This is a genomic window from Povalibacter sp., assembly GCF_036520495.1.
Lineage (GTDB): Bacteria > Pseudomonadota > Gammaproteobacteria > Steroidobacterales > Steroidobacteraceae > Steroidobacter.
Genome location: NZ_DATDJO010000041.1, coordinates 18,818 through 41,374, shown reverse-complemented (window position 1 = coordinate 41,374; position 22,557 = coordinate 18,818). Strand labels below are relative to the sequence as shown.

Annotated in this window: 22 protein-coding genes and 1 tRNA gene; 17 read left to right on the top strand and 6 right to left on the bottom strand. The window is 61.6% G+C overall.

The features are described 5' to 3' along the window. Nucleotides 1-10: 10 nt before the first annotated feature. Entirely contained in the window at nt 11-1,009 is a 999-nt protein-coding gene (gene gspC / locus VIZ63_RS16290) for a type II secretion system protein GspC (RefSeq protein ID WP_331610730.1), read from the bottom strand. Between the two features lie 442 nt (nt 1,010-1,451). Here gspC and clpS point away from each other — a divergent pair, with 442 nt between their 5' ends. Beyond that, nucleotides 1,452-1,769 carry an ATP-dependent Clp protease adapter ClpS gene (gene clpS / locus VIZ63_RS16285; protein WP_331610729.1) on the top strand — a complete coding sequence of 106 codons (318 nt, stop codon included), beginning with the start codon at nt 1,452-1,454 and terminating at the stop codon, nt 1,767-1,769. Nucleotides 1,770-1,778: 9 nt separating this feature from the next. Then, nucleotides 1,779-4,055, top strand: coding sequence for an ATP-dependent Clp protease ATP-binding subunit ClpA (gene clpA, locus VIZ63_RS16280; RefSeq protein WP_331610728.1), 2,277 nt, complete (start codon nt 1,779-1,781; stop codon nt 4,053-4,055). A 99-nt stretch (nt 4,056-4,154) separates the two neighbouring features. On the opposite strand, the gene infA is transcribed toward clpA, so the two are convergent. The 4 genes from infA to trxB form a co-directional block, all read right to left on the bottom strand. After that, complete coding sequence (gene infA, locus VIZ63_RS16275) at nt 4,155-4,373, bottom strand: translation initiation factor IF-1 (protein ID WP_324319183.1); 219 nt, start codon at nt 4,371-4,373, stop codon at nt 4,155-4,157. Nucleotides 4,374-4,559: 186 nt separating this feature from the next. Continuing rightward, entirely contained in the window at nt 4,560-5,285 is a 726-nt protein-coding gene (aat, locus tag VIZ63_RS16270; protein WP_331610727.1) for a leucyl/phenylalanyl-tRNA--protein transferase, read from the bottom strand. Between the two features lie 147 nt (nt 5,286-5,432). Further along, complete coding sequence (locus VIZ63_RS16265; RefSeq protein ID WP_331610726.1) at nt 5,433-6,608, bottom strand: GNAT family N-acetyltransferase; 1,176 nt, start codon at nt 6,606-6,608, stop codon at nt 5,433-5,435. 17 nt (nt 6,609-6,625) lie between these two features. Then, nucleotides 6,626-7,594 carry a thioredoxin-disulfide reductase gene (gene trxB / locus VIZ63_RS16260; RefSeq protein ID WP_331610725.1) on the bottom strand — a complete coding sequence of 323 codons (969 nt, stop codon included), beginning with the start codon at nt 7,592-7,594 and terminating at the stop codon, nt 6,626-6,628. A gap of 323 nt (nt 7,595-7,917) precedes the next feature. Between trxB and VIZ63_RS16255 the strand changes: the two genes are divergently transcribed. The 5 genes from VIZ63_RS16255 (at nt 7,918) to serS (ending at nt 13,969) form a co-directional block, all read left to right on the top strand. Further along, nucleotides 7,918-10,248: a DNA translocase FtsK gene (locus VIZ63_RS16255; RefSeq protein WP_331610724.1), complete on the top strand. Its 2,331-nt coding sequence runs from the start codon at nt 7,918-7,920 to the stop codon at nt 10,246-10,248. Between the two features lie 21 nt (nt 10,249-10,269). Next, nucleotides 10,270-10,932, top strand: coding sequence for an outer membrane lipoprotein chaperone LolA (lolA, locus tag VIZ63_RS16250; protein WP_331610723.1), 663 nt, complete (start codon nt 10,270-10,272; stop codon nt 10,930-10,932). A gap of 1 nt (nt 10,933) precedes the next feature. Continuing rightward, complete coding sequence (locus VIZ63_RS16245) at nt 10,934-11,335, top strand: VanZ family protein (RefSeq protein WP_331610722.1); 402 nt, start codon at nt 10,934-10,936, stop codon at nt 11,333-11,335. Nucleotides 11,336-11,360: 25 nt separating this feature from the next. Then, nucleotides 11,361-12,596, top strand: coding sequence for a replication-associated recombination protein A (locus VIZ63_RS16240; RefSeq protein ID WP_349261206.1), 1,236 nt, complete (start codon nt 11,361-11,363; stop codon nt 12,594-12,596). 92 nt (nt 12,597-12,688) lie between these two features. Beyond that, a complete protein-coding gene (gene serS, locus VIZ63_RS16235; RefSeq protein WP_331610720.1) occupies nt 12,689-13,969 on the top strand; it encodes a serine--tRNA ligase in 1,281 nt (426 codons plus the stop codon). 225 nt (nt 13,970-14,194) lie between these two features. On the opposite strand, the gene VIZ63_RS16230 is transcribed toward serS, so the two are convergent. Continuing rightward, nucleotides 14,195-14,863: a Bax inhibitor-1/YccA family protein gene (locus VIZ63_RS16230; RefSeq protein ID WP_331610719.1), complete on the bottom strand. Its 669-nt coding sequence runs from the start codon at nt 14,861-14,863 to the stop codon at nt 14,195-14,197. A gap of 266 nt (nt 14,864-15,129) precedes the next feature. Between VIZ63_RS16230 and VIZ63_RS16225 the strand changes: the two genes are divergently transcribed. The 10 genes from VIZ63_RS16225 to VIZ63_RS16180 all read left to right on the top strand — a co-directional run bounded on the left by VIZ63_RS16225 (nt 15,130) and on the right by VIZ63_RS16180 (nt 22,542). Further along, nucleotides 15,130-15,219 (top strand) — tRNA-Ser (locus tag VIZ63_RS16225). Nucleotides 15,220-15,361: 142 nt separating this feature from the next. Beyond that, the gene (locus VIZ63_RS16220) at nt 15,362-16,405 is read left to right on the top strand and encodes a site-specific integrase (RefSeq protein WP_331610718.1); all 1,044 of its coding nucleotides are present in this window, start codon (nt 15,362-15,364) and stop codon (nt 16,403-16,405) included. 20 nt (nt 16,406-16,425) lie between these two features. Then, entirely contained in the window at nt 16,426-17,229 is an 804-nt protein-coding gene (locus tag VIZ63_RS16215) for a hypothetical protein (protein ID WP_331610717.1), read from the top strand. 353 nt (nt 17,230-17,582) lie between these two features. Then, nucleotides 17,583-18,035: a hypothetical protein gene (locus VIZ63_RS16210; RefSeq protein WP_331610716.1), complete on the top strand. Its 453-nt coding sequence runs from the start codon at nt 17,583-17,585 to the stop codon at nt 18,033-18,035. Continuing rightward, on the top strand, nt 18,025-19,347 hold the full coding sequence (locus VIZ63_RS16205) for an AAA family ATPase (protein ID WP_331610715.1): 1,323 nt from the start codon (nt 18,025-18,027) through the stop codon (nt 19,345-19,347). The genes VIZ63_RS16210 and VIZ63_RS16205 overlap by 11 nt, the downstream gene beginning before the upstream one ends. A 502-nt stretch (nt 19,348-19,849) precedes the next feature. Beyond that, nucleotides 19,850-20,134, top strand: coding sequence for a hypothetical protein (locus VIZ63_RS16200; RefSeq protein WP_331610714.1), 285 nt, complete (start codon nt 19,850-19,852; stop codon nt 20,132-20,134). Further along, nucleotides 20,131-20,898: a hypothetical protein gene (locus tag VIZ63_RS16195; protein WP_331610713.1), complete on the top strand. Its 768-nt coding sequence runs from the start codon at nt 20,131-20,133 to the stop codon at nt 20,896-20,898. The genes VIZ63_RS16200 and VIZ63_RS16195 overlap by 4 nt, the downstream gene beginning before the upstream one ends. Then, nucleotides 20,895-21,512 carry a hypothetical protein gene (locus VIZ63_RS16190; protein ID WP_331610712.1) on the top strand — a complete coding sequence of 206 codons (618 nt, stop codon included), beginning with the start codon at nt 20,895-20,897 and terminating at the stop codon, nt 21,510-21,512. The genes VIZ63_RS16195 and VIZ63_RS16190 overlap by 4 nt, the downstream gene beginning before the upstream one ends. A 17-nt stretch (nt 21,513-21,529) precedes the next feature. Next, nucleotides 21,530-21,745, top strand: coding sequence for a hypothetical protein (locus VIZ63_RS16185; RefSeq protein ID WP_331610711.1), 216 nt, complete (start codon nt 21,530-21,532; stop codon nt 21,743-21,745). Nucleotides 21,746-21,813: 68 nt separating this feature from the next. Further along, on the top strand, nt 21,814-22,542 hold the full coding sequence (locus tag VIZ63_RS16180) for a hypothetical protein (RefSeq protein ID WP_331610710.1): 729 nt from the start codon (nt 21,814-21,816) through the stop codon (nt 22,540-22,542). Nucleotides 22,543-22,557 lie beyond the last annotated feature (15 nt).

Genomic DNA, 22,557 nt, shown 5'->3' with positions numbered 1-22,557 from the left:
ACTGCTGCGCTCACTGTGTTTCGGGTCCGCCGTTCGCCGGCGTGACAGGTTGTTGTGACATGCCGCCGCGGCCTGCTCCAGGCGGCTGCGGGCCGTTCTGGGGTGCGGCGTTCTCGGGCAGCATGACCTGGGCCGTGTTCAGCGTCAGATCCTGAGATTGCCCGTTACGCTCCACCGTAACCGTGACGCGGTCCGATGATCCCATGGTGTTGAAAATTTCCATGCCGCGCTGCGGGTCGTCCAGCGACGTACCGTTGATCGCCAGTACCAGATCGCCTGGCTGCAACCCAAGACGCGCGAACAGCTGACGGTTCCGGCCGGGGTACACGCGATAACCGCGCTGTACGCCATTGGCGAATACCGGTTGCGGTCGGACCACTTCGGCGAAAGCGCCCGGGTTGGACTCGGCGATGCGCTTCAGGTTCTCCTGGAACTGCGATTGCGGCCGTGCGGCTGTCGGCGCCGCGCTCGACATCTGCAACCCTGCGAGGCTCTGCGTGGGTAGTGCCAGTGCTTCGAGTGTGCCGCCGCGTTCGAGAATGACCCGGTCCGGATACACCGCATGCAGCCTGGTGCCCGGTCGCACAGCCTCACCCACCGCGAAGACATTTGCTGCGGCCGCCGATTCACCGATGATCGCGAGTCCTTTCGCCGGGTCGTTGGTGGCGAACACCGCCGACAGCACCAGGTTCATCTGGGTGGGTGTGGCACTGGCGGGATCCACTGCAGCTGCCGCTTCTTCCTGACCGAACAGGTTGGCGTCCGCTATCTTCTGCACGTCAACGCCGCGCGGCGGCGCTACGACCGTCGTGCCGATTCCGGGTGACGGCAACGGAATGGCGACGGGTTCCTGGCGATCGAGCAAGATCCAGGTCAGTTGTACGAGCTGCCAGGCGATGGCCACGACGAGGATGACGGTCAGTGCTTGCGGCAGCGTGCGCGACGCACGATCCAGCCATTGCTGTGGCGTCAGAGTTTCGAGGGCGCGCATGCTGGATGGAATCGCCATTCGGTGTATCAGTCGTCGTTCCGGTGTCGTTGTATCGTTGCCGCGTGCACCCATAGCCCCGGCTAATCACGGCGCGCCATCATACGGAGTAGCAGTACTCTGTCACAAGAGATTGTTCCCATTGATGAAAACACCTTCGTGAGCGTATGTGTTTAGCGTCACTGCAGTGCTTGCCGGGCAAGTCTGGCGGTCATTCGTGTCGGTTTTATTGTGCGTCGCAGACGCGCGTACTCAGGCGCCGTTCGCAGGCGGCAGTCAAACCCTGAATGTGCGGTCCACGGCTGCGTGATTCCACGCCGATCGTCGCGAATCCACTGGACTTTTCGCTTTCAGGAACCGTGACTTAGTTGCGCGCGCTGCTGCCTTGTAATGTCCGAGATTCCCCCCTATAAAGAGTCGGAACCGTTTCACAGCAACGAACATTTCATTCACTGCAGCGACGATGCCGGAAGAGGGAACACAGCACGAACGTGGCTTGGTCACAGAAGAGGCCCAACCGCGACTGAAACGGCCACCGCTGTTCCGTGTGGTATTGCTGAACGACGATTACACGCCGATGGAGTTCGTCGTCGACGTGCTGGAGAATTTTTTTGGCATGGATCGCACGACAGCCACCCGCGTGATGCTCGAAGTGCATACCCGGGGCAAGGGTGTTTGCGGAGTGTTCACTTTCGAAATCGCCGAAACGAAGGTTGCACAGGTCACTACGTATTCCCAGCAGCACCAACATCCGTTGTTGTGCACGATGGAAGAAAACTGAGACGCCGAAGTGTTAAGCAGCGAACTTGAAATCTGTCTCAACGAGGCCTTCCAGGCAGCCCGCGACGCGCGTCATGAATTCATGACCGTCGAGCATCTGCTGCTCGCCATCGTCGATACCCCCAAGGTCCGGGACATCCTGCGGGCATGCGGCGCCGATGTGGTCCGGTTGCGCAAGGACCTCAAGGATTTCATCGACCAGACCACCCCGCGCCTGAAAGAGGATGACGACCGCGAAGTGCAGCCGACCCTGGGTTTCCAGCGCGTCCTGCAGCGGGCAGTTTTCCACGTGCAGTCCAGCGGCAAGAAGGAAGTCACGACGGCCAACGTGCTGGTCGCGATCTTCAGCGAGAAGCACTCGCACGCGGCCTACCTGCTGTCGATGCAGGATGTGGCCCGCCTGGATGTCGTCAACTTCATCGCCCACGGCCTGTCCAAGATCGCCGAGGATCGTCCCGAGAAGGACGAATCCGTCGCGGCCGCCGAGACCGAGCGTGAAGGCGAGGGCGACACCGCGCTGGAAAAATACACGACCAATCTGAACAAGCTTGCCCTGGAAGGACGCATCGATCCGCTGATCGGTCGGCGCGTCGAGATCGAGCGCACCATCGAAATCCTGTGTCGGCGCCGCAAGAACAATCCGCTGTATGTCGGCGAAGCCGGCGTTGGCAAGACCGCGATCGTGGAGGGCCTGGCCCGCCTGATCGTGGAAGAGAAAGTGCCCGATGTGCTGTCCGACAGCACCGTGTTCTCGCTCGACATGGGCTCGCTCATCGCCGGCACCAAGTACCGGGGCGATTTCGAGAAGCGTCTGAAGAGCGTGCTTTCCGAATTGAAGAAGACGCCGGGTTCGATCCTGTTCATCGATGAGATTCACACGGTCATCGGCGCCGGTGCGGCGTCCGGCGGCGTCATGGATGCCTCGAACCTGATCAAGCCGGCGCTCGCCAACGGCGAACTGCGGTGCATCGGTTCGACGACCTACGCTGAATACCGCGGCATTTTCGAAAAGGACCATGCGCTGGCGCGCCGTTTCCAGAAGATCGACATCATCGAGCCGTCGGTGCCGGAGACGATCGAAATCCTGCGCGGCCTGCGTTCACGCTTCGAGGACCATCACGGAGTGAAATACGCCGACGATGCGCTCGTTGCGGCAGCGGAACTCGCGGCGCGTCATATCAACGACCGTCAGTTGCCGGACAAGGCGATCGATGTGATCGACGAGGCGGGCGCGCGCCTGCGACTCAGGCCGGAAGCTGAGCGTGAGACCACTGTGACGATGCAGATGATCGAGGACGTGGTCGCCCGCATTGCCCGCATCCCGGCCAAGAATGTGTCGAAGTCCGATCGCGATGTGCTGCGCAACCTCGAACGTAACCTGAAGCTCGTGATCTACGGCCAGGATCCGGCCATCGATACCCTGGCGGCTTCCATCAAGATGGCCCGCTCCGGGTTGGGCGATCAGCGCAAGCCGGTGGGCTCGTTCCTGTTCGCCGGTCCGACGGGTGTCGGCAAGACGGAAGTGACGCGACAGCTGGCGATCGCGCTCGGCGTCGAGCTGATCCGTTTCGACATGTCCGAATACATGGAACGTCACACCGTATCGCGCCTGATCGGTGCGCCTCCGGGGTATGTAGGGTTCGATCAGGGTGGCTTGCTTACCGAAGCCATCAACAAGCATCCGCATTCGGTGCTGCTGCTGGATGAAATCGAGAAGGCGCATCCCGATGTCTTCAACCTGCTGTTGCAGGTCATGGATCACGGCACCCTGACGGACAACAACGGTCGCAAGGCGGATTTCCGCCATGTGGTGATCGTAATGACCACCAACGCCGGCGCGTTCGAGATGAACCGCCCATCGATCGGCTTCACGCAGCAGGATCATGCAACCGACGGCATGGAAGCGATCCGCCGCTTGTTCTCGCCGGAGTTCCGCAACCGCCTCGATGCGATCATCCAGTTCAGCCCCCTCGATCCGCGCACCATTCAGCGCGTCGTGGACAAGATGCTGGTCGAGGTCGAGGCGCAGCTCGAACAGAAGGGTGTGCAGCTGCACGTCGACGATTCGGCCCGTGAATGGCTGACCCGCAAGGGGTACGACCCGAAGATGGGCGCGCGTCCGATGGCTCGCGTGCTCCAGGAAGGCATCAAACGTCCGCTGGCTGAGGAACTGCTGTTCGGCAAGCTGGTGTCAGGCGGGCATGCCTTCGTCACGCTGGGCGACGACGACAAGCTGAAAGTCGAAGTGCGTGCCGACAGCGAGCAGCCCCTGCTTGAAGGCAGCTGATCAATCAACAGTTCACAATGAACAATTAATGGCAGCGAGAAACAAAAAAGGCCGGCAATGCCGGCCTTTTTCAATTGTTCATGTCAATTGTTGATTTCGTTACCGTCCGCGGTAGACGATTCGTCCCTTGGTCAGATCGTACGGTGTCAACTCCACGGTCACCTGATCGCCGGTCAGGATGCGGATGTAGTTCTTGCGCATCTTGCCGGAGATATGCGCAGTCACCGTGTGACCGTTGGTGAGTTGCACCCGGAACGTGGTGTTAGGAAGGGTGTCGACGACCCGACCTTCCATCTGAATTGCGTCCTCTTTGGCCATGCACTCACTATATGAAATTACCCGGGGGTGGCCCGGAAGCGCGCGAATTGTGCATAAAGGCTGACCCCATTGCAATGAAGCCACAGAATGAGTGGCTGCCCGGTGAGCCTTTCCCGGCGTGAGACAGGGGAATGGCTGAGGAAAGTTGCAGGCGGGCAACGCCGATACACGGCTCAATTACAGGGCTCAATGCGCGCGTGGTTCATTCGCCCCTGATTCATTCCAATGACCGGCCCGGTCCTCGCCCGCAGTGTGTTCAGCTAGTTGCCGGATGAATTGCTCGCGCGGGATGAGTTGTGCGCCGAGGCTCAGCAGGTGCGGCGTGGCCATCTGGCAATCGATCATCTGAAAGTCGCGCTCGATCAATTCGCGGCACAGCCGGCTCATGGCGACCTTGGATGCATCGCGTTCGAGGCTGAACATGGATTCGCCGAAGAACATCCGGCCAACGGCGACACCGTACAGGCCGCCGACCAGCTTACCGTCGAGCCAGGTCTCCACCGAATGCGCATAACCCTGGGCATGCAGGGAATCGTAGGCCCACTGCATCTCGGGCGACAGCCAGGTTCCGCCAGGTCGCACTGCGCTGCTGCCGCACGCCTCGATGACATGCGTGAAGGCAGTGTCCACCCGGGTTTCGAATCCCTTGTTACGGATCGTCTTGCCCAGACTGCGCGACAGTTTGAATTCGTTGGGGAACAGTACGGCCCGGGGATCGGGACACCACCACAGGATCGGCTGGCCCTGCGAGTACCACGGAAAAATGCCGCGTCGGTAGGCAGCGATCAGACGAGTGGGCGAGAGATCCCCGCCTGCAGCCAGCAGGCCGTCGGGTTCACGCAGGGCATGATCCACCGGCGGAAAGGTATCCGGCGAATCGCGCTCCGATAGCCAGACGATGGAGCCTCTCACGATGAACTCCGTCAGAAAACAGGTGGTGCGCCCAGTGTTGCACAGGCAGCGAGGGACGGGAATGAGACTTCGGCGGCGGGCGGGTTCACCAGAATTTCCGGCAAGCCGGACCCACAGCCAGCGCTCCGGATCCAATGAGTTCGCGGGTCAGGGCTCGGGATTTCCCGGCACCAGCGCTGGGAGTTCCATGTCCTTCCTGAACGGCACGTGGTCGCGCACGTTGGCGGCGTACTGGTCGATTGCGTCGCGCTCTTCGCGCAGATAACTGTCGATCGCGCGGCGGAAGCGGGGATCGGCGATCCAGTGGGCTGACCAGGTGGTCGCCGGTTCAAAGCCGCGCGCGACCTTGTGCTCGCCCTGCGTGCCCGGCTCGAAGTGCTGCAGCCCCTGCTCGATGCAGTATTCGATGCCCTGGAAGTAGCAGGTTTCGAAATGCAGGCTGTCGAAGTTGGCGGCCGCACCCCAGTAGCGTCCATAGAGCGTGTCGTGGCTGCGAAAGAAAATGGCGGTGGCGATGGGGGTGTCCTGCAGCATGGCCAGCTTCACCATCACCGCGTCGGGCAGCACCCGGGACAATGTCTTGAAGAATGCGGCGTTCAGGTAGTGCTCGTTACCATGCATGGCGAAGGTCCGCGCCGAGAATTCGAAGATGACGTCCCAGAGCGAATCCGTGATGTCGGCGCCCGACAACGTTCGATAGGTCACGCCGCCCTCGCGGACCCGGCGTCGTTCACGCAATGCCTTTTTGCGCTTGTCGGCGCGAAAGGTAGCCAGGAATTCCTCGAAACTAGCGAAGTTGCGGTTGTGCCAATGGAACTGACAGTCCTGCCGCAGCATAAAGCCCGAGTCACGCAGCACATCCCGATCGCAGTCCGTCACGAAGATCGCATGCGCTGACGACAGCGAGTGTTGCTGTGCGTGACCGATGATGGCCTCGGCCAGTGCACGTCGGGTTGCTGCTTCGTCCGTCCCGGGTGCGACCAGCAGGCGCGAACTCGTCGCAGGCGTAAACGGCGTCATGCTGACGAGCTTGGGGTAGTACTCCAGCCCTGCCTGCGTGTAGGCGCGCGCCCAGCTCCAGTCGAAAACGAACTCACCCCAGGAATGGGTCTTGAGGAACAGCGGCGCAGCCCCGCGCAGTTCGCCTGAATCGTCTTCGAGAAGCAGGTGGTGGGGAATCCAGCCGGTCGACTCGCCCACGCAGCCGGTGTCCTCCAGCGCCGCGAGGAACTCATGGCGCAGGAAGGGCGTCTGCGTGGCGTTCAGCGCATTCCATTGCGCTGCCGCAACACGGTTGATGGAGGTCAGGAACCGCGTTCGCATGTCATCGATGATCGGGGTCAGTGCTTCTTCGCAGCATCGAACTGGTCCAGGTACTTGTCCGCATCCAGCGCCGCCATGCAGCCGGTGCCCGCGGAGGTGATCGCCTGGCGATAGATGTGATCGGCCACGTCACCCGCCGCGAATACGCCTGGAACGCTCGTCTGAGTGGCGTTGCCGTTGATTCCCGATTGCACGATCAGGTAGCCGTTCTTCATCTCGAGCTGATCGACGAACAGCTGCGTATTCGGCGCATGGCCGACGGCGATGAAGACGCCCGACACGTCCAGGTCCTGCTTGAGTTGATTGGCCGTACCAGTGATGCGCAGTCCGGTGACGCCGCTGTCGTCGCCCAGCACCTCGTCAACCGCGTGATTCCACATGATTTTCACCTTGCCGGCGCGTTCCTTTTCGAACAGGTGATCCTGCAGGATTTTTTCGGAGCGCAACGTGTCACGTCGATGCACGAGCGTCACGTGCGAGGCGATGTTCGCCAGGTACAGGGCTTCTTCCACTGCCGTGTTGCCGCCACCCACGACAGCGACTTTCTGGTTCTTGAAAAAGAAACCGTCACAGGTTGCACAGGCCGAGACGCCGCGGCCGCGGAAGGCTTCTTCGGACGGCAGACCAAGGTACTTGGCCGTCGCGCCGGTGGCGATGATCAGGGCATCGCACGTGTAGACGCCGCGGTCGCCTTCGAGGCGGAACGGGCGCTGCTTGAGATCGACCTTGTTGATGTGGTCATTGAGGACTTCGGTATTGAAGCGTTCGGCATGCTTGCGCATGCGCTCCATCAGGCCGGGGCCCGTGAGTCCATGTGGATCGCCAGGCCAGTTGTCGACTTCGGTCGTCGTCATGAGCTGGCCGCCTTCCTCCATTCCCGTAATGAGCAGCGGCTTGCGGTTGGCGCGCGCTGCATACACAGCGGCAGCGTACCCCGCAGGGCCGGAGCCCAGGATCAGGACGCGGGAGTGACGGGGAGTGCTCATGTATCATCCACCTCGAATTTACGGATCTTTGTTGCACGGATGCGCGCATCCTCCGCTCGATTCTCGAGCAGCGTCAGATGTCGACGGCTGGCGAGGCAGGCAGGATGCGGCGGGCCGCGACGCAATGGTAAGGAATGGGCTACGTGGCAGCAAAATAGACTGCTTCGATGGCACTGATCGAGGCGCTGCAGGGAACAAGTGAAATTCCCGACAGCGGATGCGGCTGGCGAGCGTCGCGTCTGACAAGAAGCCTCATAAATATCATTCAGTTACAGGTATAGTCTGAAGTCGGTTATCCGGCTATCGCAAGAGGCATCTCAGCATTGGCCAGCACAGCACCCGCACGCGGCACCGCCGCACGTAGCAGCACGCGCCTTGGATCGACCGTCGTTCGATCCCTGCGCGAAGGTGCGCTGTGGGTGTTCGGCGCGCTGGCGCTGATCGTGCTCGCAGCTCTCCTCAGCTACGACCGCAACGATCCGTCCTTCGCGACCACTGGCGAGCCGGGTCCGATCTCCAATGTCATCGGTCCGTTCGGCGCGCATCTGGCCGGGCTGCTGGTGATGCTGTTCGGTGCGCCTTCGTTCCTGTTCCCGATCATGATCGGCTTTGCAGGATGGCTGCTGTACCAGGATCGCAGCAAGGAAGACTCGCCATCGCGAGCAACGCTCGCATTTCGTGTCATCGGTTTTTTCCTGACGCTGATCACGAGCTGTGGACTGGCGACCCTGCACTTCAGCGCCAACGACTATCCGAGTTCGGCCGGCGGCGTTCTGGGTGAGTTTGCGGGTGGCGGGCTGGAACACAGCCTGAGTTTTCTCGGCGCAACGCTGCTGCTGCTGGCGCTGTGGCTCGCGGGCGTGTCGCTGTTCATCGGCGTTTCCTGGATCGAGATCATGGATCGCGTCGGTCGTGCGACATTGCAGCTGGTCGAGTGGAGCAGGGGCAAGATCAATGCCGCCCGCGAAATCAAGCAGGGCCGCGATGTGAAGGAAGCGCGCTCCGAAGTCATCCGCGAGGAGAAGAAGCGGGTAGCTGCGCGGCCGCCGCCGAAGATCGAATCCGTCCTTCCCAAAGTGGAAAAGAGCGAGCGCGTCGAAAAGGAAAAGCAGGTTCCGCTGTTCGACAAGCCGACGTCCAAGGAACTGCCGCCGCTTTCGCTGCTGGACGACGCAAAGCCGCAGACCGCGGGTTATTCCGCCGAAGCGCTCGAAGCCATGTCGCGCCTGGTCGAATTGAAGCTGCGCGACTTCGGCGTCGAAGCGGAAGTGGTCGAAGTGCATCCGGGACCGGTGATCACGCGCTTCGAGCTGCGTCTCGCGCCGGGCGTGAAAGTCAACCAGATCACGAATCTCGCCAAGGATCTGGCGCGCGCGCTGTCGGCAATCAGCGTGCGTGTCGTGGAAGTGATCCCGGGAAAGTCGACCGTGGGTCTCGAGATTCCGAACGAGAAGCGCGAGCTGGTGACCCTCGGCGAGATCATCAAGTCGCGAACGTACGACGAAGTCACGTCGCCGCTGGCGCTGGTGCTCGGCAAGGACATCGCCGGCCATCCGGTCGTCGCCGACCTCGCGCGCATGCCGCACTTGCTGGTCGGTGGTACCACCGGTTCGGGTAAGTCGACGGCCGTGAACGCGATGGTGCTGTCGTTGCTGTACAAGTCAACGGCCGAAAGCGTCCGCATGATCATGATCGACCCGAAGATGCTGGAGTTGTCTGTCTACGAAGGCATTCCGCATCTGCTGGCGCCGGTCGTGACCGACATGAAGGAAGCCGCGAATGCGCTGCGCTGGTGTGTTGCGGAGATGGAGCGCCGTTACCAGCTGATGTCGGCACTCGGCGTACGTAATCTCGCGGGCTTCAATCGCAAGATCAGGGAAGAGCAGGAGGCCGGCCGCCCGATCCGCGATCCGCTGCTGATGAAACATCTGGGCCCTGAAGGCAGGGCGGAAGACATCCCGCTGCTGGACCCCTTGCCGTTCATCGTGGTCATCGTCGACGAGCTCGCCGACATGATGATGATCGTCGGCAAAAAGGTCGAAGAGCTGATTGCACGCCTGGCGCAGAAGGCACGCGCGTCGGGTATTCACCTGATTCTTGCCACACAGCGTCCGTCGGTCGACGTCATCACCGGCCTGATCAAGGCCAACATCCCGACACGTATCGCATTCCAGGTCTCCGCCAAGGTGGATTCGCGCACGATTCTCGACCAGGGCGGCGCCGAACAATTGCTCGGTCACGGCGACATGCTGTTTCTGCAACCGGGCACATCGGTGCCGGTGCGCGTGCACGGCGCGTTCGTTTCGGATGCCGAGGTGCATCGGGTCGTCGCCGGGCTCAAGGGATCCGGTCCGCCTGCGTACGTGCAGGAAATCCTCGATGGTCCGGTCACGCCGATTCCGGGCTTTCCAGGCGAAGGCCAGGAAGGCGAGGGCGAGGCGTCCGATGGCGAGCAGGACATGCTCTACGACCAGGCGGTTCGCATCGTGGTGGAGAGTCGCAAGGCATCGATCTCCGGCGTACAGCGTCGCCTCAAGATCGGCTACAACCGCGCCGCCCGCATGATCGAAACCATGGAAGCGGCGGGTCTCGTCGGACCGTTGCAAACGAACGGATCGCGCGAAGTTCTGGCGCCGCCGCCGGCGGAAGAATAGCCCCGCAGCCTTCGAGGAATCATGATCATCAAGACCATTGCACGGCGTGTCGTCGCTGGGCTTCTGCTGAGCTTTTCCCTGGCGTGCGCCTCGGCGGCCGATGACGCCGGCTACAAGCGGGTCGAGCAGTTGCTCGGCAATCTGCAGAGCCTGCAGGCCGATTTCAAGCAGACGCTCACCGACGGTAAAGGCGAGGTCGCGGAGCAATCCAGCGGCACGATCGCCATCCGCAGACCGAATCGCTTCCGCTGGGAATACCAGCAGCCGCACGAACAGTTGATGGTCGCCGATGGCACGCGCATCTGGCTGTTCGATCCGGATCTCGAGCAGGTCACCGTCCGCCGCATGGGCGATTCGCTGTCGGCAACGCCTGCGATGCTGCTGAGCGGTGAGGGCAAGCTTTCCGATAATTTCAATGTCACGAAAACGACCAGGGATGCGGCTGCCGAATGGGTCATGCTGGAACCCAGGCGCAATGACACGGACTTCAAATGGGTGCGGCTCGGCTTCGGCGGTGACGTACTGAAGTACATGCAACTGGCCGACAAGCTGGGTCAGATCACGACGCTCGAGTTCACCAACGTGCAGAAGAATCCATCGCTCGATCCGTCCCGCTTCGTTTTCAAAGTACCCGAAGGCTCCGATGTGATCGGAGACTCCGGCGCCGCTGCGAGTGCCCCTTAGAATGTTGCAGCTCAGGTACGGGCGCTGGTGGCTTGCGATCGGCTGGTTACTGGTTCTTGCGGTCATGGTCGTGTGCCTCATGCCTGCGCAGGAATTGCCAAAGACCGGCATGAGCGACAAATCGGAGCATCTGATCGCGTTCTGCGGCCTGATGCTGTGGTTCGCGGGCCTGTCGCCGCGATCCAGCTATCTGCGCATCGCTGGCGCGTTGTTCGCGCTTGCCGTGGGTATCGAGATCGCCCAGAGCCAGATGCATCTCGGACGGTACGGCGATGTCTGGGACGTAGTAGCCGACTCTATCGGCATCGCGACCGGCCTGGGCCTGGCCTATGCCGGACTCGGGCGCTGGGCACAATGGTTCGACGGATGGGCAGGCGGCCGTGAACTCAAACGCGCCGACTGACGACCTGCGGCCGCTGGCTGACCGGATGCGGCCGGCGATGATCGACGACTACGTCGGTCAGAGTCATTTGCTCGGGCAGGGCAAGCCGTTGCGTCGCATGCTCGAAGGCGGTCATCTCCACTCGATGATTCTGTGGGGGCCACCCGGTACAGGGAAGACCACGCTAGCGCGGCTGGTCGCGCTTCGCTGCAACGCCGACTTCATTGCGCTCTCGGCCGTGATGGCTGGTGTGAAGGACATTCGTGCCGCCGCCGAAACAGCGGCAACGGCGCGACGCGAATCAGGTCGGCGCACAGTGCTGTTCCTCGACGAGGTGCATCGCTTCAACAAGGCGCAGCAGGATGCCTTCCTGCCGTGGGTCGAAGACGGCACGCTCGTCTTCATCGGCGCGACCACCGAGAATCCTTCCTTCGAACTCAACAACGCATTGCTGTCGCGTGCGCGTGTCTACGTGCTGCGGGCACTGACGGTCGAGGATCTGCTCGGTGTACTGCAGCGGGCGTTGCGGAACGAGCCTGACGTTCTGATCGATGATGGCGTGCTCAGCCTGATGGCAACCGCCGCCGACGGCGATGCGCGGCGTGTGCTGAATATGCTGGAACTCGCGCTCGATCTGGCGCGCGCCTCCGAACCTGCCCATCTCACGCAAGCGATCGCCAACGAAGTGGCGGCTGGCGGCTTGCGGCGCTTCGACAAGCAGGGAGAGGCGTTCTACGACCAGATTTCCGCCTTGCACAAGTCCGTGCGCGGATCGGACCCGGATGCCGCGCTTTACTGGCTGTGCCGCATGCTCGATGGTGGCTGCGATCCACGTTACATCGCGCGACGCGTGTTGCGCATGGCGTCGGAAGACATCGGCAATGCCGATCCGCGTGTACTGACGATGGCGCTGGAAGCCTGCGAAGTCTATGAGCGGCTGGGCAGTCCCGAGGGCGAGCTCGCGATCGCGCAGGCCGTCGTGTTCATGGCCTGCACCGCGAAGAGCAACGCCGTATACGTCGCCTTCGGCGAGGCGATGGCGGATGCGAAACAGCGCGGTTCCCTCGATGTTCCGCTGCACCTGCGCAATGCGCCCACGCGCCTGATGAAGCAGCTCGGATACGGCAAGGACTACCGCTACGCGCACAACGAACCCGATGCGTACGCGGCCGGCGAAAAGTACTTTCCGGACGAAATGGCGCCGACGCAGTACTACCGACCCGTAGCCCGCGGGCTGGAAATCAAGATCGCAGAAGCCCTGGAGCGCCGCAAGAAGAAGTGACGCTTCGCTCAGGCAGGCGCTGCCGGGTGCTGTTTGGAAAAACCCGGCTGTCTGCTACCTTCTCGCCCCGTTACTCACCACAGCTCACTGACATGCTCGACCCCAAGCTGCTGCGTTCCGATCCCGCTGCCGTTGCCGCCAATCTCGCGCGTCGCGGCTTTTCGCTGGACGTCGCGAAACTCGGCGTACTCGAAGAATCGCGCCGCAAGTGGCAGCTGCGCGTCGATGAGCTGCGCAACGAGCGCAACGTCAATGCGAAGTCGGTCGGCAAGGCCAAGGCACAAGGTCAGGACATCGCGCCGCTGCTGAAGCAGGTCGAAACACTGGGTGAAGAGCTCGCGAAAGCCGATGCCGAGCTGACCGCCGTGCAGACAGAGCTCGACCAGATCGCACTCGGCATGCCGAACCTTCTGCATGAAAGCGTGCCCGATGGTCGCGATGAAACGAGCAATGTCGAGATTCGTCGCTGGGGCACTCCGCGCGAGTTCACCTTCAAACCGCGCGATCACGTCGAACTCGGCGAGAAGCTCGGTCAGCTGGATTTCGCAGCGGCCGCGAAAATTTCCGGAGCCCGTTTCAGCGTGCTGAGCGGCGCACTCGCGCGACTGCAACGTGCGCTGATCCAGTTCATGCTCGATCTGCACACGGGTGAGCATGGCTATCGCGAGGTCTACGTTCCCTACCTCGTCAACGCCGACTCGTTGACCGGGACGGGCAATCTGCCGAAGTTCGAAGCCGATCTGTTTGCTCTGAAGGGCGAGCACAAGCTCTATCTGATTCCGACGGCAGAAGTGCCCGTAACCAACCTGGTTCGCGACACCATCGTCGAGGCAGCCGATCTGCCGCTGCGCTTCACTGCACACACGCCGTGCTTCCGTTCCGAGGCCGGTTCTCACGGCAAGGACACGCGCGGCATGATCCGTCAGCATCAGTTCGAGAAGGTCGAACTCGTGCACATGGTCCGGCCGCAGGACTCCTATGCCGAGCATGAAACGCTGACCCGCAATGCCGAAGAAGTGCTGAAGCGACTGGCTCTGCCTTATCGCGTCGTGCAGCTTTGCGCGGGCGATATCGGCTTCGGCTCCGCGAAGACTTACGACATGGAGGTCTGGCTGCCCGGCCAGCAGGCCTATCGTGAGATCTCGTCGTGCTCGAACTTCGAAGCCTTCCAGGCGCGCCGCATGCAGGCTCGCTGGCGCAATCCGGAAACGGGCAAGCCCGAGCCCCTGCACACGTTGAACGGCTCCGGCGTCGCGGCGGGCCGCGCGCTGGTCGCAGTGCTGGAGAACTATCAGCAGGAAGACGGCAGCATTACAGTCCCGGAAGTCCTGCGGCCGTACATGGGCGGAGTGGCGCAGATCGGAAGAGGCTAACTGGCGAACCGGCTAACTGGTCCGCGGGCCGGAGTCGGAAGTGGCTCTGGGTGTCTCTACGGGTCCGACTTCAGTCGGACATCTTCAGATTCGAGACGGGTCCCGCTCAAGCCGGACCCACAATGTGTGGCAAGACGCACCCAATACAAAGGGCGCTGCAGTCGCAGCGCCCTTTGTATTTCTGGCCAGCCGACCAGTGAGCCAGTCGGCCAGTGGCCCCAAAAATCACTCGTCTGACGACATTCCCAGCAGATGCAGCAGGCTGGTGAACAGGTTGTAGATGCTCACGTACAGCGTGACCGTCGCCATGATGTAGTTGGTCTCGCCGCCGTGGATGATCTGGCTGGTCTGGTAAAGGATCAGGCCGCTGCTCAGCAGGACGAAGAGGCCGGAGACGACCAGCGACAGCGTCGACATTTCGAAGAAGAAGGCGACCAGGCCCAGCACGAACGCGCCAACCAGACCGACCATCAGGAAGCCGCCCATGAAGCTGAAGTCACGCTCGCTCTTCACGGCGTAGGCTGACAGCCCCAGGAACACGGCCGCTGTCGCACCCAGCGCAGTCATGACGACCTGCGAACCGTTCGGCAGCATGGTCAGGTAGGCATTGAGGATCGGGCCGAGCGTCAGGCCGAGGAAGCCGGTGAGGGCGAACACCCAGAAGATGCCCCAGCTGCTGTTCTGGGTCTTGTTGACCGCAAACAGAATGCCGACGTAGGGCAGAAGCATCCACAGTCCGAGGAATGGCACATTCAGCGCCATGGAAACGCCTGCCATCAGCGCGCTGAAAGCGAGCGTCGCGCCAAGCAGCAAATAAGTGTTCCGGAGAACCTTGTTGGTCGTCAGTGCTGAACCACGTGTGGTAGTACTGACATTGGCCGGGTAGGTCTGCATCGCAACTTATCTCCTGTAAGGGTCCGAACCGATTCGACCGCGGCGACTGTCGCAAGTTCGCGTCGCGGCCAATATGCGGGGCATTCTAGCAACAGCCTGCCGTTCGCTGTCCACGCTTTCGGAAGATGGCGCTAAACACCACAGAATCAATGGTTACGGCTTGTCCCGCCGCTCAGGAATAGTGACAATGCGCGCCCCGCAGGGAGGCCAACTGGCCGACTGGTCTGCTGGCCGACTGGCCAGAGACCACGGGACTCGATGATGCAGGAAGGGTGGCCGAGCGGTTTAAGGCTCTAGTCTTGAAAACTAGCGTGGGTTAACGCCCACCGTGGGTTCGAATCCCACCCCTTCCGCCAGATTTTTCAATCACTTACGAACTTCCCAACAAGAGGAAGTCCAGGCTCAAGTTGCATCCCAAGTTGCACTGACTTTCTAGGTCGGCGCATATTTGCTCTTACGTGCGACAAACGTCAAGCGCACGCATCGGAGAAAGAGCGTATGCCGACGATTCAAAGGCGGAAGTATTCGGACGGCTCGATCGCGTACCTCGCCCAGGTTCGAGTGAAGCCGTTCAAGTCGACGTCGAAATCATTCCCGAAGAAGGCTGAGGCGGTCGCATGGGCGGAAAAGCTCGAGCGCGAACTGCGGTCGAAGCGGAAGGCTGTCCGCAGCGATCTGACCAAGCTCACCATCGCCCAACTCGGTCGGGAGTTTCTCGATGATCCCGAGACCAAGAAACTGAGGATGTATGCCTGGCTGGAGCAGTACATCGCTTGGTGGGTGAATCACTTCGGCGGCGGCAAGGCGATCGACGTGAACGTGCTGGCGTTGCGCGAGGCTCGCGCGAAGCTGCAGCCGGGGCGGGCGCCGGCGACGGTGAACCGATACCTGTCTGCAATGCGCGCGTGCTGGAACTGGGGTCGCTCGGCCGGCCTGCTGCCTATGGACATGCTGTGGCCTTCCAGGTTGATGCTGACGGAACCGAAGGGCCGAACCCGCTACCTGTCGGACGAAGAGCTCAAGGCGCTCTTGAAAGCCTCAAGCGACCATTCACCGATGATGCACGCGGCCATTCTTGTGTCGCTCGGCTGTGGCATCCGTCAGAGCGAACTGCTGCGCCTGCAGTGGTCCGACGTCGACCTCGACAAACAGCGCTTGCGCATTCTGCTCACGAAGAACGACGAATCGCGCAGCGCCTACCTTCCGAAGTCTGCGGCTGATGCACTGCGAGCTCTGAAGCGGGCCAAGATCGTCGGTAAGCACGTGATCACTGACGCCGAGGGTCAGGCCGTGAACAAAGATTGGATCGAGCATCGATGGCGCCCCATTCGCACTGCTGCGTCCCTTCAGGACTTTCGATGGCACGATCTACGACACAGCTGCGCGTCGTTCCTGGCGCAGCAGGGCGCGAACCTCCTCGAGATCGGCAGCGTGCTCGGACACAAGTCCACGACGATGACGAAGCGGTATGCGCATCTCGTCGAAGGTGCGCCGGTCACTGGACACACAAAGCTGGATGAGAAGCTCGGGGGCGGCAAGTGACGGCGGCCGCATGGAAGCCCGTGAATTCTTTGCACGCTGTGGCGGCAGGTAGAATCGACGGCCAAGTACAGCGAACACATCCTAAGGATACCAAGCGCGGCAAAGCGATCTACGAACGCCTCGTCTATCGCGAAGAAATGCGACCCGCCTGGAAAAAGCTGCCGCGGTTCGTAGGTTCGTTCAGAAGATGGCTTTGCGATTCCCCAGGAATGGCGTTGGTATTCGAGCCGCTGGACGACCAAGAACTCACAACCCTTTTCGCCGATCATCTTCTCAATATATGCGGCGACACTGTTGAGAGGTATGCAAGAACTCGGGCGCTTCCGCCTGAGCAGCATCAAAGGTTCTATCAGGATGCAGCACGGAAGGCCGAGGAAGTAGCCGCGGTTATCGATGCCAACGACGACTTGTCGAGCTACTTTTCTGACTACCCGAATATCTATCTCGGCGATCCATGGGACCTGGGACGAGTGGTCGTGTCGCAGCTATCGGCTCGCGGCGTTCATATCGACGAGTCGCAAGCAGAGAGCGTCGGTGTTGACGTCGCTCTTTGTGTGCTCGCGTCACTCCCCACTGTGCCGGGTGTGCTCGGTGCGGTCGCGGAGCGGATGAAGGAGATTGCCGCGGATGGGCCATTAAGCCCGCGACCAACAAAGCGACAGGCCGCACGTAGCTACTTCATCCGATACGTTTCGCGGTTCCTGCAGAGCACGCTGGAAGATCCGCTTGACGATGTGGTGGCCAGTTGCGCGACCGTCCTGTTCGACGAGGCTGTAGATGCCGGACATGTGAGAAAGCTGCGCGCGGGTCAAAAAAGGAAGTAAGTCGGCCGTCGCGGGCTAGATAGTTCCTCGCGGTCGTAGGAGGTAGTCGAATACAAAGTACGTGCGCACGTTTTTTCAAGGTTGCACGGTATGTCACGCACTCAAGGTTCCTCACTCGCTCCTCACTCTTGGGACCTGGAGCATTGGCCAACAGAAGTTTGGCCCCATAAAGAGAGCCGGGCTCGATACGTTATTCGTTCCAATCGCGACGAACTGATCGCAGCCGGCGCACTGACTCGCGTAGGCCGCGAGATCGTCGTTCTCGGCGGGAAGTACACCCGATGGCTTGAGAAGCGCGCAGCGCATGTCCCCGGCTACGAGATAGCAGCTAATCGCGAACCCGCGACGTCGGTATGACCGCCACAGTGTTGCTCGACCGGCTCCAGGGCGTGCGACTGACTGGACCCGGAATATGGCGTGCCCGCTGTCCAGCACACGAAGGTAAGTCGCTCTCGCTCAGCGTTCGTGAGGGCGAGCAGGGCCGGACTCTCGTGCACTGCTTCGCCGGCTGCGATGTTGCCGAAGTGCTCACCGCTGTCGGTTTGACCGTTTCGCAGCTTTTTTCCGAGCGCTCTCCCGAACACCGTCACTCGCCGAGCCGCATGCGCATGCCGGCGACCGAAGCGCTAGCGCTGCTCGATCATGAGGTGCTGGTGGCTTCACTGATCCTGCGCGACATCCTCGCCGAGAAGAGGGTCGATGCCGATCAATGGCAGCGGTTGAGCTTGGCATCGACTCGAATCTCCGACGCTCGCACGTATTCGTGTCCTGCGCGCGTGCCAAGGGAGTCGGCGCGTGCGTCGTAACTACGACCAAGTTGCCGAAGCGAAGCCGAGTGAAGAGTTTGATCGTCCCCTGCCGCCGGTGGATGTGTACGAAGACAGCGAGCCAGCGACGAAGGATCGCAATGTTCGCGAGTTGCCGCCCATTCAAGTGCTCGGCTTCACCACTGCGGAGTTGCTCAGCCAGATCGAGCCAGAACGGTATCTGCTACCGGGGCTTGTTCCAACCGAGGCGTACACGCTAATCGCCGGCGCTCTGAGTGCCTACAAGTCGACGCTGTTGACCTACCTCGCGCTGTGGCGAGCAACAGGCTTCGATCTGCTGAACCTCGAGCCAGATGGCGCCGGCTGCGACATTGGCCCAGCGCTAGCCATTGTTTACGAGGACTCCGATCGCCGCTTCCGCTCCAGGACGCAGCGCATCGTCCAGCACGCGCATGCCGGGATCTTAGAGGTACACGGAAAGCGTTCCGCCAGTGACTTCCTGGAGCGCATCGAGAAGAACTTCCGCCGCATAGTATTCACCGGCCAGGCAGGCGCGACGCTTGTCTGCCGTGGGCCCAGCGGCATCATTCAGCCCAACGAATCACTGATCGTTCCTTTGACGGCAGCGGCTCGCGGCTTTACAGCGGGCGACCTCCTGATTGGGGTCGATCCCCTTCGCCTCGCGATCACCGGAAGCCAGAACGATGACGATGGCGCCGATGTCGTCGTTCACACACTCAATAGGATCGCTTCTAGCCTGCCGAACAGCGGCATCGTGATCTGCAGTCATACGACGAAAGGAGACGCGAAGGAGCCGGCAGACGGCGGTGGCTACACCGCTGCGTCGTACAGCACGAGCGGATCCGCGCTCTACAGTCAGCATGCCCGCAGCAACTTTCTGATCAGTCGGATCAAGGCGGACAGGGCGCGCGAACTGCTTGATGTTGGGGATATCGACGCCGATGAGCTCGAACGCCAACCGATCGCGAGATTGACGCATGGGCGCCTTAGTCACGGCGGCGAGAGTGCCGACCGCTACCTACGCAACGTCGGCGGCGCCCTGGTGCCTATTGAGAAGCGCGAGACGCGGACGACGGCAGACCGTATCCACGAAGCGTTCCCGGTCGTTGCCGCAGCGATTGACCGGCTGATTGTCCAGAACCTTCGGGTCAGCGCCAAAGCCTTGCTGGCCGATGACGAGTGCAAGCGCCGCCTGGGGCCGGTTCGCGAGGCAAAGAAGATCATGGAGCTCCTCGAGGAGAATGGATTCCTTGAGTTCACCGGCACGACGAAGAACAGAACCGGTCGCATCACCGACAAGGGCAAGCGTCACCTGGGGGCTCTGGAGTGACGCAAGTTCCAGTGAATCGAATTGTATCGAATCGCTGCCGGTTGCCGGGCCACGCTCCGGTCCATTGCTTTCGATTCATTCGATTCACCCTTAAGGGAAGAGAGGAGTGTTTCGAATCAAAACACTCCCTCATCCCTCCTTCCCAGCACTCGATTCGTAGCGAATGTTTCGAATCGTTTCGAATGAATCGAATCAACGAGACGAAGGGGAGGGAAGTCCCACTTTCACGTCTTTCTGCCTGGCCTAAAAAGGCGATTCCTGCATCGCGCGTCTCACTCGGTCACGCTTCCCGAATGGACGAAATGACGGCCCTTCGTGCGATCGAGTGCAACTGGCGGTGCAACTTGGTGCGCATCGCGAGTGCAGATTCACGGAAATTCAGGCTCGGGGCCGCATCCAGCACGCGAGTTTCTGAAACTGGCGCCATCAAGAAAGCTGCACTACCCCGGCGCACGTCACATGTGCGCGAGCGCTGCAACGGTTGGGCATCGAGGTGGCACCGATGAGCAGCCATCGCCTCACTGAGGACGCATACCGGTTGCGGGCGCAGCTGCATCGCCCCGTCTATCGGCACGCCATGGCCGCCGCCGCCCGCGAACTGGCTGCGCGTGGCCTCCGCCGTTACGACATCGCCGCTGCTCTCGGGGTTAGTCCCGAAGCGGTGGCATCGCTGCTCAGCGACTGCGCCAATGCGTCCGGCGCAGGCACCGATCCGCTCCCATCAAACGAAGCCGCTGCGGCACACGCCGCGGCCTGGTCGCAACCACACACGAGGGACTCCCCATGACGATCGCAGAAGTCAGCGCCAACCGAGGCGGCACAAACGCCAACAACACGACCTCGATCTCTCGTGCGTTCAGTCAGAACGTAGCGACGGGATCGCTGGTCATCGTTGTCGGAATGCGGTTCTCGGGATCGCAGGATGCGTACCTCGCGGCCGACTGCACCAAGAGCGCTGGCACGGCGACGCTCGGAACGATCCAGCTCGATCGAGTGCAGAGCATTGACCTCGGCACAACGAATGATGAGTGGGTCTCGATAGGCATCTTCTCAGCGATCGTGACGAGCGGCGGAAGCCTGACGATGCAGTTAGGCGGTGCACCCTCGGGTTCCTATCACCTGATCGGGATGGATGAATTCACGGGCAACTGGGACTCATCGCGGGCGGAATCCGGGAATGTGGGCGGGACCGAGTCCGACGGCCAAACATCCGCGTCCAGCGGGAACGCGACCAGTGCGGGCGCCGCGCTATTCGTGGGTGGCCTGAATGTGAACTCAAATGTTGGGGTGTCGATAACGCCAGATGGTGCGTTCACGACGATCTTTGAAGACGAGAGCGGCGCAAACAACTTGGGCTCCGCAATCTTTCGCCTCGTCTCTAGTGGGACGACGGATGCCGCTGAGTGGACGATCGGTAACCCAAACTTTGGCTGGGCCGCAGCGCTGCAGATTTACAAGGAAGCGGCGGGGGGCGGTAGCGGCTCGCTCATCACTCGTGATCGAAACATGAACGGTGGCATGCGAGACATGTGCGGGGGCATGGGCGGATGAGCGACTTCGCGCTCGACATCCGCCGCTTCGTCGAAAAGGCAAAGGCCAACGCCGACCTGGTCGTGCGCAAGGTCGCGCTCGATCTACTTACGCGCGTCGTTCAGCGAACGCCTGTCGGCAATCCCGAACTGTGGGCGTCGAATGCGGAGGCAGCGCTGCAGCGCTCTGAGCACAACGGCGTCGTCGATCACATCAACGCGATGCTGATAAGCGACCCCGCCAACGTGACCGTGAAAGGCAACTTGCGCCGCAAGGTACGCAGCCGTGCAAACCGTCGCCTGTCGCGTTCTCAACTCGCGAAGGAGTATCCCTTCAAGGCGGGGCAGGGCTACGTCGGCGGCAGGCTGCGCGGGTCGTGGACGGTCACCGCCGGCACACCCTCGACAACCGAACCCGGTCGCATCGATCCCGACGGCTCCGAGACGATCGCCGCCGCCGCCGCTGCACTCGCCTCGTTCACGGCGGGCCCGTCGATCTACATCACGTCGAACGTGCCCTATGCCAACCGCATCGAGTACACCGGGCACAGCAGCCAAGCACCGGCCGGCATGGTGCGCGTGTCGATCACGGAATTTCAGCAGTTCGTCGACGCCGCAGTTCAATCACTACCCTGATCCATGAGGACCACCTGATGAGCATCGTTCAATACACACTAGCCAGCCCCAAGGCTGGCATCACCAAGTCGACGCCGACCGGCACCGGCGAGGCATTCATCTCGATCATCGTCGAGACGGATTTCGCGGAGGCTGAGCGGGCAGCGCGGCTCAACTCCATCCACGCGCGCGATGCGATCCTCGAAGGCTTGCGGCGTGCCGTGCAGGAGATCAGTGAGGAGTTGAGCCGATGAAGAAAATTCTTTCGTCATTGCTACACGACGGCGAACTGCGGCAGGCGGGCGCGATGATGAGCGCCCACTTGCCGAGCGGCCGGATCCTCCACATCCAGGCGCCGCCGTTCGAATCCGATCCCGACGATGCAGCCGGCCTGCCCTCAGCGCCGCGTGGTGCGGTCGAGGTCGTGAAGTCGTTCGTCGAACTTGACCGGCAGGTTACTTTGCTCGCGAAGGACGTCCGCTTCACCGACGCTGGTCGAAACGAAAAGCTGAGCGGGCCGCGGGCCAACGCGATCAAGACGTTCGCGGTGGCGTACGAGTCGCGTGTCCTCGCCCATGAGATCGAGGTCGAACAGCAGGAAACTGCGTTCTACAAACTGCCGGCTTTCTCAACTGAAAACTACCAGCGCGAGCGGCACATTTTGGACCTGCTGCTGTCGGCGCCGAAAGACAGAAGCAGCGCACTTTTTGCGCATGCGATGTCCGGCGACGACGAGGAGATGGCGGTCGCGCTGCTCCGTGCACCGAAGATTTTCGACGTGCTGTGGAGTGGCCAGGTCAGCGGCCAGAGGATGCGCGAACTCGGTGAGCAGGGTTGGCGAAATGCTGTCGAGAAGCGAGATCCCGAACGTGCAGCACACGTGAAGATCGCGCGCGAAATGAACGATTGGGGCAAGGCAACCTTCAAGAACCTCGCGCGCGAACTTCGGGAGCCCGGCAAGAACGGCGTCGCGGACCTGATTGGCGACGAGTTGCGGTTCAACTCGAAACTGATTGCGCAGCTTGCTGGCCACGCCTCGGGTCTGTTCTGAGAACGTGAGAGGTGG

Coding starts and splice junctions, on each gene's coding strand:
- VIZ63_RS16195 (WP_331610713.1), top strand. CDS start 20,131: ATGACGATCGCAGAAGTCAGCGCCAACCGAGGCGGCACAAACGCCAAC.
- gspC (WP_331610730.1), bottom strand. CDS start 1,009: ATGGCGATTCCATCCAGCATGCGCGCCCTCGAAACTCTGACGCCACAG.
- VIZ63_RS16240 (WP_349261206.1), top strand. CDS start 11,361: ATGCGGCCGGCGATGATCGACGACTACGTCGGTCAGAGTCATTTGCTC.
- VIZ63_RS16245 (WP_331610722.1), top strand. CDS start 10,934: ATGTTGCAGCTCAGGTACGGGCGCTGGTGGCTTGCGATCGGCTGGTTA.
- trxB (WP_331610725.1), bottom strand. CDS start 7,594: ATGAGCACTCCCCGTCACTCCCGCGTCCTGATCCTGGGCTCCGGCCCT.
- VIZ63_RS16185 (WP_331610711.1), top strand. CDS start 21,530: ATGAGCATCGTTCAATACACACTAGCCAGCCCCAAGGCTGGCATCACC.
- VIZ63_RS16200 (WP_331610714.1), top strand. CDS start 19,850: ATGAGCAGCCATCGCCTCACTGAGGACGCATACCGGTTGCGGGCGCAG.
- serS (WP_331610720.1), top strand. CDS start 12,689: ATGCTCGACCCCAAGCTGCTGCGTTCCGATCCCGCTGCCGTTGCCGCC.
- VIZ63_RS16230 (WP_331610719.1), bottom strand. CDS start 14,863: ATGCAGACCTACCCGGCCAATGTCAGTACTACCACACGTGGTTCAGCA.
- VIZ63_RS16210 (WP_331610716.1), top strand. CDS start 17,583: ATGACCGCCACAGTGTTGCTCGACCGGCTCCAGGGCGTGCGACTGACT.
- VIZ63_RS16220 (WP_331610718.1), top strand. CDS start 15,362: ATGCCGACGATTCAAAGGCGGAAGTATTCGGACGGCTCGATCGCGTAC.
- VIZ63_RS16265 (WP_331610726.1), bottom strand. CDS start 6,608: ATGCGAACGCGGTTCCTGACCTCCATCAACCGTGTTGCGGCAGCGCAA.
- clpS (WP_331610729.1), top strand. CDS start 1,452: ATGCCGGAAGAGGGAACACAGCACGAACGTGGCTTGGTCACAGAAGAG.
- VIZ63_RS16190 (WP_331610712.1), top strand. CDS start 20,895: ATGAGCGACTTCGCGCTCGACATCCGCCGCTTCGTCGAAAAGGCAAAG.
- lolA (WP_331610723.1), top strand. CDS start 10,270: ATGATCATCAAGACCATTGCACGGCGTGTCGTCGCTGGGCTTCTGCTG.
- infA (WP_324319183.1), bottom strand. CDS start 4,373: ATGGCCAAAGAGGACGCAATTCAGATGGAAGGTCGGGTCGTCGACACC.